The 10811-nt window shown below is 33.6% G+C and carries 10 protein-coding genes; 8 read left to right on the forward strand and 2 right to left on the reverse strand.

The features are described from left to right. Positions 1 to 206: 206 nt before the first annotated feature. Positions 207 to 1541, reverse strand: coding sequence for a DedA family protein (locus JOC76_RS27870; RefSeq protein ID WP_205182048.1), 1335 nt, complete (start codon positions 1539 to 1541; stop codon positions 207 to 209). 237 nt (positions 1542 to 1778) lie between these two features. On the opposite strand from JOC76_RS27870, the gene JOC76_RS27875 reads away from it, so the two are divergent. From JOC76_RS27875 to JOC76_RS27900, 6 genes are all read left to right on the forward strand, one after another. Beyond that, positions 1779 to 2360: an undecaprenyl-diphosphatase gene (locus JOC76_RS27875; RefSeq protein ID WP_205182049.1), complete on the forward strand. Its 582-nt coding sequence runs from the start codon at positions 1779 to 1781 to the stop codon at positions 2358 to 2360. Between the two features lie 227 nt (positions 2361 to 2587). Further along, positions 2588 to 3376, forward strand: coding sequence for a COG4705 family protein (locus JOC76_RS27880; protein WP_239558031.1), 789 nt, complete (start codon positions 2588 to 2590; stop codon positions 3374 to 3376). Between the two features lie 372 nt (positions 3377 to 3748). Further along, complete coding sequence (locus tag JOC76_RS27885; RefSeq protein ID WP_205182051.1) at positions 3749 to 5197, forward strand: ArnT family glycosyltransferase; 1449 nt, start codon at positions 3749 to 3751, stop codon at positions 5195 to 5197. A 560-nt stretch (positions 5198 to 5757) separates the two neighbouring features. Next, complete coding sequence (locus JOC76_RS27890) at positions 5758 to 6522, forward strand: MGDG synthase family glycosyltransferase (protein ID WP_205182052.1); 765 nt, start codon at positions 5758 to 5760, stop codon at positions 6520 to 6522. A 26-nt stretch (positions 6523 to 6548) separates the two neighbouring features. Then, positions 6549 to 6968, forward strand: a complete 420-nt coding sequence (locus JOC76_RS27895) for a hypothetical protein (protein WP_205182053.1) — start codon at positions 6549 to 6551, stop codon at positions 6966 to 6968. Positions 6969 to 7044: 76 nt separating this feature from the next. After that, complete coding sequence (locus JOC76_RS27900; protein WP_205182054.1) at positions 7045 to 7221, forward strand: hypothetical protein; 177 nt, start codon at positions 7045 to 7047, stop codon at positions 7219 to 7221. 255 nt (positions 7222 to 7476) lie between these two features. Here JOC76_RS27900 and JOC76_RS27905 read toward each other — a convergent pair whose 3' ends face one another. After that, positions 7477 to 8745 (reverse strand): ATP-binding protein, encoded by a 1269-nt coding sequence (locus JOC76_RS27905; protein ID WP_205182055.1) that lies wholly within the window; start codon positions 8743 to 8745, stop codon positions 7477 to 7479. 592 nt (positions 8746 to 9337) lie between these two features. Here JOC76_RS27905 and JOC76_RS27910 point away from each other — a divergent pair. Continuing rightward, positions 9338 to 10306, forward strand: a complete 969-nt coding sequence (locus JOC76_RS27910; RefSeq protein WP_205182056.1) for an FTR1 family iron permease — start codon at positions 9338 to 9340, stop codon at positions 10304 to 10306. A gap of 203 nt (positions 10307 to 10509) precedes the next feature. Further along, positions 10510 to 10811: IS110 family transposase (locus JOC76_RS27915; protein ID WP_205182057.1), on the forward strand; the 302-nt coding region annotated here is incomplete at its 3' end.

Below are 10811 nucleotides of genomic sequence, written 5' to 3' on the forward strand. Positions count from 1 at the left end.
AATCAGTTTTATTAGGCCATTTTATTTTTTTTATTTTTAATACAGATCAGTATAAGACTAAAGGACATTTAGTCTTTAAAGTGTTTAGATATTCCAAACTTTACATATTGGGAAGAATAATAAGGCCTCTATACATTCCCGTTCTTTGACACCATTCATATTCCAATTTGTTTTTAAGACACGAGCAATCTGGGGTGCATCTTCTATCACAGGGATATGTGTTCTCTTTTTTTATTCATCTCATCTTTATTTAAAGAAATATATTGGTACTTTCCCAAGACTAGACGTATCATTTCAAACAATAAAAAATTAAAGAATATCCAGACTCCTCCATAAACATATCCGCCAACAAAGTCACTAGGAAGTACATGGGTTAATTCAATATTTACAATGGCTAGACCCATTAATAAGAGTAATCCAAGCACAGGAACCATAATTGTTACATAGTTATTTTTCGAATGGCGAAGAAGTAAAAATAAACAAACTCCATAAATAACGAACAAAATAGTGGAGTTTATATCAGGAAAATTAGGTGAATGAAAACCTTGGAGAAATCCATATTTTTGAAGAATAGAAAAAAACTCCAAGATTGTTTCACGGAAAGGGATTCCTCCAAATATTGAAACTACAAGTAACAGACACTCTAACATCCTATTCTTTTCCTTTGTCCAAATACGAATAATTGTAACAGCTATGATGCTGATAAGTGCAAATGGCTGTTGAAATACGATAAACCCTTTCATCCAGCTAATGTAAACAGAAGAGTGCACCATAAATTCAGTAATTTTATCGAATTGGGTAAAATCATTGTCTAAATAATCATCAGCTAGTCCAAGCATCAAGATAACCATTCCAATTAAAACTACAGTAAGAAAAATAAGGAACATTTCCGTTGCTCTAATGGTTTTAAGCCATGAAAGCAACCTTTGTATCCAACGAACAAAGAAATCTTTAAGTGGGTTTTTATAAAATCGATATATGAAGTAAGCACCCAATAATACAGCTAAAACAATGAGAAAAACAACTAAATACTTAGTGGCTGATTGATGAAAGGCTTGCCATTCAGGCCCCAATACCTTTCCAAGTGTAATAAAACAAATTCCCCATAAAAATGCCCCTATATAAGCAGGAACAATAAACTTTTTAAAAGGCATTTTAGAAATTCCTGATACATATCCAGTAAAATGCCTTACTCCTGGAATGAAGTACGCAAAAACCAATAATTTACTCCCTGACAGTTCAAACAAAGCCGCCGTTTTATTATATCTTTCAGGACCAAGGTGAATATATTTCCCGTACTTTTCAATTAGTTTATATCCGCCTGCTTTCCCCAACCAATATGTTACGGTTATACCTGCACCACCTGACAAAAAAACGGTTAGGAGTGCCAACATATAATTCATTTTCCCTTGATAAACAAAGTATCCCGCATAGCTCATTAAAAATTCTCCAGATATAGGAAGAGCCATAAGCTCTAGAAAAATCCCTAGGAATAAAATGAGGTAACTATGTTGTTCAAACAAAGTTATTAAATATGACATAATGCCTCCAATTTTTATTGAATAAACAATCAACAACAATATAGCATCATTTTATAAATAATTTTTCATCTTCAGAAATTCTTAATAGTTTCTTTAGTGAATAATAAGATTTAATTGATAAAGTTGTTTTTGTTCATTTTTGATGGCAGTAACCTTAATCAAATAGATGACAAACGGCAAAAAAGAGATTTGAATTTGAAGAAAATTATAAAATATTGATAGAAGCGAGGAGATAGAGTGAATTACGAGATATTTAAAGCAATTAATCATAATGCAGGCCATCAGCCTTTATTGGATGGTTTAATGGTTTTCTTTACCCAATTTGCATTTCCGTTTTTTGCACTGGTTTTACTATTAATGTGGTTTTTGGGGAAAGAAAAAGAAAAACATACGGTTGTATATGTAGCAATAACCGCTGTGTTAGGTTTAGTTATTAATTTTGTCTTAGGCCATATCTTTTATGAAAATCGTCCATTTGTAACACATCATGTGAATCTCCTAGTTCAGCATGCAAAAGATTCTTCGTTCCCAAGTGATCATGCAACGGGGACATTTTCAATTGCTTTAGCGATATTATGGAGGAAGCATCGTAAGATTGGAATTGGTATGCTCTTGTTTGCTATTTGCACAGGGATTTCTCGTGTTTATGTAGGAAACCATTATCCTTTTGATGTACTAGTAAGCATCATCGTAGCATTTGTAGTAAGCGGACTTGTTTTTGCAATGCAATCAGTGCTTGCACCAATTGGTCGTGCTATTATCACCATCTACAATCGAATTCCATTGGTGCCCAAAAACGAACAAAGCATTTCAAAATAAAAATTAATTTAACAATTTTTTTACCGATGTTTTTTACAATCAAATTAGTACGAATCTATTATGCTCTGCAACATATGCTAATAGGCCATGTTAAGGTATACGATGCAATTGATTTGCATCACACAGTTTTCAGATATTTTGACAATAATTCTACGAAAATTGATTTCTATACCCACGAATAGAAATCAACTGTTTCGATATGAACATGAAAAAAAGGAGGATTTATGTTGAGTTCAAAAAGTAAAAAACAAGATCTAATTTCAAAAGTTCCAGAAATCACACTACTATTCTGGATAATTAAGATATTTACTACGGGAATGGGAGAGGTATTTGCAGATTATTGGAATGAGAGTGTGAATCTGCCGTTAGCCATTTCTCTTTCAATTTTAGGACTATTCGGGTCCCTAGCGTTACAATTCTCTGTACGCAAATACATTCCATCTGTTTATTGGCTCGTTGTTGTGATGGTAAGTATTTTTGGTACAACAGCTGCGGATGTAGTCAGTTTCTTACTAGGGCATTCTCCGCTTATCTCTACAATTATTTATTTGGCTTTGTTGTTTACTGTATTAGCTTTTTGGTATGTAAAAGAAAAGACGCTCTCGATCCACAGTATTTATACTCGTCGCCGAGAGATGTTTTACTGGTTGACAGTTCTCTCAACCTTCGCCCTTGGTACTGCAGCAGGTGATATGTTTGCAGGAACGTTACACTTAGGCTTCTTCACTTCAGGAATCCTATTTACAGTACTATTAGTAATACCAATGTTATGCTCTCAATTCATGAATATCAATAAAATATTTGCCTTTTGGTTCTCCTATATTATGACAAGGCCTGTGGGTGCATCGTTTGCAGACTGGATGGCTTCGCATAGGGGGGGACTTGGGTTTGACAAAGGATTGGTTAGTTTAACTCTTGCGATTTTGATTATAGTACTTGTAGGATATGTGAGTTTTACTCATAAAGGAAAAAGTAGAAATACTGCTGTCTTAAGTTCAGAAATAAGTGCTCCTTAAACTAATTCAAGAACCAGATCAGTTTGATCTGGTTCTTTTTATATTTCTATATAAAGGAAACCATTACAAGTTTTCTATTAAGGTATCGGCTGTCGTTTTCTTACTTAACTTACATTATTTTATTATTTAAATTTGGCCAAAAATCATAATGGGAAATTCTTAATTTAGTCAACAAGGAATAATTAATTGAACCTTAATAGATTATTTATTGGAAATTAAGGGTTATGTAATAAATAGATTGGTCAAATAAATTAAAATGCTAGTAGTAATTAAAAATGCTCAAATAAATCGAAAAAATTATTTTTAAATGATGAGATTAAATTAAATTAAATTAAATTAAATTAGTATCTCAGGGAAGGCTGGCTTTAAATAATGGAGAGAATAAATTATAAAAAATCGACTATGTTTTTTATCGTTTTTATACTGTGTTTGCTATCCATGGCTGCCTTTAATGTCTTTTATCGATTGGGAAACTTTCCAATTTATAGCTGGGATGAAGCGAGGCATGGTGTAAGTGCATTCGAAATGATTAAAAGTGGAAACTTTATTATTAATAAGTATAGGGGGCATTTTGATTATTGGAATCTAAAGCCGCCGCTTAGTTTTTGGGCAATTATCTTGGGGTACAAAATTGCAGGTTTTAATGAGCTTGGTTTGAGAATTTGCTCAGCCATTTTTTCAATGGGAACAATAACGATGATAGCCGTCTTTTTATACAAAAAACAGGGAAAATTAGCTTCAATTATTTCAACATTAGTTTTGGCAACGTGTACGCAATATATAACCAATCATTCCTCAAGAACAGGAGATGCAGATTCTCTTTTTGTATTTCTCTTTACAGTTGCCATACTGTCTCTAATGCTAGCGGACCGCAATCTTAAGTGGCTATATGGTTCAGGTATAGCGTTTTCTCTTGCCTTTTTAACCAAAAGTTGGCATGCAGGAAACATTGTTGTCATTATGGGACTATTTCTTTTTTTTACTAAAAAATATAAAACTCTGTCTTTCAAAAATTGGATGACTCTGTGTATGTTCATGATCTTGCCTATTGTTGTTTGGGGAGTAATTCGATACCAATATGACGGTACTAAATTTTTTAAGAACATGATATTTTATGATTTACTTCACAGATCAACCTCGACAATTGAGCATCATACTGGAGGCATGTCTTACTACATTAATATTTTGTCCCGATTTTCTCTCTTATGGGGGACCACTTTAATCTTTCTGTTGTTTCTCAATAAAGGCATATCTTTTAAGAGAATAAGGGCGGAAAAAAATGATTTTTGGATTGGTATTACTCTATGGGTTCTGGTTCCATTCATTTTGTTTACCGTAGCAACAACAAAGGTCAGATGGTATATTCTCCCGATTTACCCTGCACTCTCAATTATCATTGGTACTGTTGCAAGTCAATTGTTGCATAAGGGAAATGGGTTTATAAAGGTGCTTCTTTCCGTATCCATTTTGTCCGTTGCAGCTTATTATGAAATGCAAATTGCTAAATATATTAATTACCCTCCTGTAAATCCAAAACAGAGTTTGATTGAAAAAGTGAAGGATAACGCTCGAACAAAGGGTGACTTCTTATATATATACCAGTCAACAGGAAAAGTAATTTGGCTTCAAAGCGAAGTTCTGACAGCAGAGCTGGCAGATAATTTAAAAGTTGAAAATGGTGGTCTTAATGATTTTCTAAGGAAACAGAAAGCACTTATTTTAATACCGAGAGAAGAGAATTGTGCCTATTTATTAAAATCTAATCGATTAAAGATTATTGCCTCCAATAATTGGGGTTACATGGCTTATAAACAGGGGTAGGGATTTATCCAAGTCCAAGATTAGAACCACAAGTGAATATCCTAACTGAAAAAATTAACCAGAAATAACAAAAAGAGCTGAGATTTTTTTCTCAGCCATTTTATATTTTTCATCTTTAATATCAAAATCATTATTATCCGACTCTAATATTTGCCTTTTGCTTCTCCTATATTATGACAAGACCTGTGGGTGTATCGTTTGCGGACTGGATGGCTTCGCATAGGGGAGATTTTGGGTTGGACAATGGATTGGTTAGTTTAGATCTTGTGATTATGATTATAGTACTTGTACGGGTATGTGAGTTTTACGTATAAAGGAAAAAATAGAGATTCAGCTAATTTAAGTTCAGAAATAAGTGCCCCTTAAACTAATTCATAAACCAGATCAGTTTGATCTGGTTCTATTTTAAAGTGGTTTATGAAAAGTTGAAAGGTATCTTACGTAATAAGATGTATTGAGAAAATGTCCCTAATCAACACTAAGAATTTATAAAGCCAAACTGGCTATATTATTTTTAAGGATGTTAAATATAAATCATCCGTGGAGGAAAGGTGGGTACTGTGAATAAAAAAATCCTAATTATTTCTTCCGATTTTACTGGTCACGGGCATAAAAGCATTGCTGAATCATTACAAGAAAAAATTGGTGAAAATGACGAAATCCAAATTCATGTTGTCGATGGATTCTCATTAGGAGGATCAACATTATTAAATATTGGTAAATCTTATGGTCCAATTACAAGATATTCTGCCCAATTATGGAATGCCATATGGCATGTTTCTGCAATTAATTCTTATGCAATAGACAAAGGAGTAGAAAATCTAATAAAAGATGATTTTTTGGCTTTGTTGGATGAGGTAAATCCAGATGTTATCTTGTCTATTCACCCTAACTTTAATGGTTCCGTCATAAATATTATAAGAAAAGAAAGAATTCAAATTCCTTTTGGAACTCTTATTGCGGATTTGGTTAATATTTATCCGTTATGGTGCGATCCCAGAGCGGACTTTATTTTAAGTCCGACTAAGGAAGCAATGCTAAAATGCTTAAAATATGGCGTTTGTAAAGAAAAAATACATGTAGTGGGATTCCCCGTTCGAGAGAGGTTCATAGGCCATCTAAGAAAGCCATTTGAAATGAAATCTGAACTTAACTTTTTAATGATGAGTGGTGGCGAAGGCGTAGGGGATATGAATGCGATTGCGGAAAAACTGCTGAATCACTTTAATTGCACAGTGACTATCATTGCTGGAAGAAATGAAACATTAAAAGAAGAGTTAGAAAGTTCTCTGAAACCTCGTTTTGACAAGCGTGTGACGTATTAGGGTTTACCAAAAACATTCAGGACCTCATGCTTGCTGCCGATATTGGCATCATGAGAGGGAGCCCAAATACCATGTTTGAGGGAGTAGCAACAAATTTACCAATGATTATTACTGGTGCATTGCCAGGACAAGAAAAAGACAATCCATTATTTGCAGAAAAACATCATTTAGGTGTTTATTGTCCAGACAACGAAAATCTTATAACGATTATCGATGAGCTATTGGCAAATGATGGAGAAAAGTTGAAAATGATTATGGAATCCCAAAGAAATGTTTTCAATCCTAATGCTGCACAGGATATTTTGGATTTCGTAACCTCTGCTGAAAAAGCAAAGTTGAATTCAAGGAAGAGAAGAAGAACTCCTTTTGTTCTTGCTACAAGGAAATCATTTAAAAATTTCAAAAGGAGAAAGCCTTTAAGGAAATTAATTCAGAGAGTCGTTTAATTGTGCTTTTTTAAATTGATGATTGCAAAGCGGTTGAGTAAATCTCAACCCTTTTTGTTATCCACTAGATAAAAGAGTGGAAGAGGTCAAACTTTTCGCTTCCATTCATCGTTCCGAAGGTATCAGCCTAGTTGACCTTGCTGCCATTCTTGGAACTGTATTTATGCTTTTAGGAGTGATTTATGGATACAAATTAACAATTGGCCGTATATTGTTACTGGAATTATCGGTTTTTCTATCGATTACAAGATGACGAAAGATAAAAAAACAACTAGGCCAATAGAAAACCAACCAGAATTGGTTCTAATGATTAAATGTACAAAAGAAAAAGTGGAACCTATTCAAGATATACTTTGGGACACTTCGCTTTTGGGGTTGGAGAAATAAGGAGTAAATAAGTAACAACGTATTGTTACATGGGTAGCGAAGCAGGGATTAGTTTTCCCAAAAAGTCTATGCAATTTATAAAAATAAAAAAAACTGCTGTGGCAACCTCAACATCGGGTATTTAATTCAGTTTTTCACCTTTAGAATACAAACCTGATGGGATAGGAAAGCTGAAACAAAAGGTAGTACCGATACCCATTTCACTATTAACACTAATCTTCCCATTCATAGATCTAACGATACTATATGCAACCATCATGCCAAGTCCAGTACCTTTTCCCTCTTTGGTAGAGTAGTACGGTTCTCCAAGCCTTTCGATTTGTTCTTTTGTCATGCCTACGCCATAGTCTTTGATTAATATAGTTATATATTTTTCACCAGATTCAGTTGTTATTGTCAATTGGCCACCTTGTGGCATTGCTTCAATTCCATTTTTAATAACATTTAAAAAACATTGATGAAACTTTTGACGTTCTCCTAAAAGGAAACCAACTAATTCAAAATTAGTTATTAATTCGACTGAATACTGATTTGCGGTGGGCTGAAGTATACTCAAAATACGCTTAAGTTCATTCATTACATCAATTTGTTCTAATTTTTCTATTGAGGGTTTTGCGAAAGTTAAATAGTCTTTAATGACCCGTTCAGCTGAATCCAATTCGGCGGAAATGATTGATAAATATTCAGCTTGTTTTTGTGATAATGGATCTTCTTTTAATAATTGTACAAATCCTTTAGCTGCCGTAAGAGGATTCCGAATCTCATGCGAAATGGCCGCTCCCATCTGTTCCACGACTTCTAATTTTCCCGCTTTTAAAAGCTTATCTCTTATAAGAATATTATTAAGAACCGTTTCGATACTCATGGAAATCATAGAAATACCTAGCGGAGGAACAACTAAATATGCAAATAAATAGTCTAATAGGTTTACACTACCATGGATAATCCCAACACTTGTTAAAGTTACCAAACTAATAATAATCCCTAATATTAAAGAAATATAAATACGTTTTTTAGCAGGTCGGCTCCAAAACCATGGGTAAATTCTCCAGAGTAAAATGGCTAAAACTAAATAAAGGATAGCATTCGCAAAAAAGCCTATATTCAGTCCATACAATCCTCGTATTAAGATTACAATAAAGCAAAGCATTGGACCAATGCCTAAATAGAGACCTCCTATTAAAACTGGTAACTCCCTTAAGTCCATAAAAATATTAGGAGTAGGGTGATAAGAGAATTGGAAACAAACCCAAATAAGAATAATAGACCAAATGACTGCGAATCTTTTAGAGATATGGAATTTTCTTTTAAGTGTTAGCCATAATAAACCAAAAAATAATATGGTTATGATTATTGCAAGGTTGAAAAAAAAGTGCTTGGTGATTTCCACTTTAAATCCTCCGAAAACTTGTTAGTTTTAATTTTATATTAGGTAGCCATGTCAATCAATATCGAATAATATGTTAAACGCTTTTAAATTGTAAGTATTGGATACTCAACTTCAATGATTACATATAAAATATGATTCGGGGAGGGGCTTTCTTTATTTATATAAATGACAACACATCATTTATTACCTTAAATGCCAGCTGAATTCCTTGACATTAGTTATTAAAGCTTAAATAGGGGAAAGGGAAAAAGAGTTGGCCTGCAAAAAAAGCCATGAGATGGTAAAAGAAAGTGAACATGCCAGTGCAAGTACAGAAGTTGGAGATTCTTTTATTATGGAAAGCACTTACATATGTTTTTACGACTGGTTTAAGCAAATACCACCCCCTAGTTGAATAATTGCTTAATGCACTAAACTGCCAAGATACAAGCACTAGCCCCAAATTTCTTCAATTAACAAGCCCCCGTTACGTTAAGTGTAACTTTTCCCATAATTAAAAAATTTCATTGACATAAAATACAGTAATGATTTAAACTAAAATAAATTAATTGAGAAAGATTATCAATATCGTTTACATAAATGGGAGGATAGCATGATTAAAAAACTTTTAAATATTAAAACCATCCTTATTACAATTTCAATTCTAACGGTTATTGGAGTGATCGTTTGGCAAGGTGTCTATTATCACGGGAATCCAGATCCAACTGTCAAAAACATATCTCCAATATCTGCAATTATAAATACTGCTATCCTAGTTTTTAGGGAAGGATTAGAAGCTATATTAGTGTTAGCTGCTATAATTTCTGGATTAGTTCGTAAAAAGGAAGGCACTGTATGGAAACCTATCTCGATAGGTGCAGGGGTTTCATTCTTAGCTACTTTAGCCACTTGGTTCATTGTTGTCGCTATCATCTCTGCGGTCAACGCATCTGAATTAAATATTCAGGCTTTTACTGGGATTTTAGCAGTGGTTGTTTTACTTATTATCATGAATTGGTTTTTCCACCAAATTTACTGGACTGGATGGATAAAACTCCATAATCAAAAGAAACAAAAAATCACTTCTAATAAAGGAGAAGTAGTTCAAGCAACCACTTTTTGGTCCCTTTTCCTCCTAGGTCTTACATCTGTTTATAGAGAAGGATTTGAAGTGGTTCTATTCCTTCAGAATTTGAGATTAAAAGCAGGATCGGAAATTGTTCTTCAGGGAGCTTTAATTGGTTTAGCATTAACGATGATCGTTGGCGTTTTAACGTTTATAGCTCAACGTCGTTTACCTCATAAAAAGATGTTGGTGTTTACGGGTGCTCTTTTAGTAGTAGTATTAGCCGTTATGGTTGGCGAAACTATCCAAGAGATGCAATTAGCTGGATGGATGAGTACAACCACAATTAATAATCTTTATATACCTAATTGGGCTCAAGTTTGGTTCTGTATATTCCCAACGGCAGAAACTTTATCTTTTCAAGCACTAGCAGTTATTTATGTATTAGGTTCTTATTTTGCACAACGTTATATTACAAAAAGAAAAGCAATTAGGAAAAAATTAATTGTGGCCTAAAATAAAATTGTTAAAATGAAAAAAAAGAGCAATTTTAAAGTTGCTCTTTTTTTATTTCATACGAATCTGTTTCTTTAAGTATTCTGCCCCGTTAGCATTCCTGTAGATCGTTATTTTTCGACTTTGAAAAAAAGAGAGCCCCTCAGTAAGATAAAAGAGTAAGACACCACTCAAACCCAATCATCTAAGGAGGAAGCTCTACTATGAAGTTTAAAATGCAAAACAAACAAAATCAACTAATAGAAAAAATTTCCGTTAAGCATCTCGTTGTCGGTGTGGACATTGCTCAACAATTTCACGTGGCCAGAGCCGCAAATTTCCGTGGAATTGTAGTCGGCGATCCACATACATTCAAAAATAATGAAGAAGGATTTGCTAGCTTCCTAAAATGGATTAAAAATCTTCAAAGTTTAAATAATCTAAATGAAGCTATTGTGGGGATGGAGCCGACTGGACACTACTGGATCAATCTTTCAAAATGGCTTTCTAAACAAAACATCGAAGT

This window comes from Neobacillus cucumis, from assembly GCF_016908975.1.
In the GTDB taxonomy this organism is placed as follows: domain Bacteria; phylum Bacillota; class Bacilli; order Bacillales; family Cytobacillaceae; genus Neobacillus; species Neobacillus cucumis.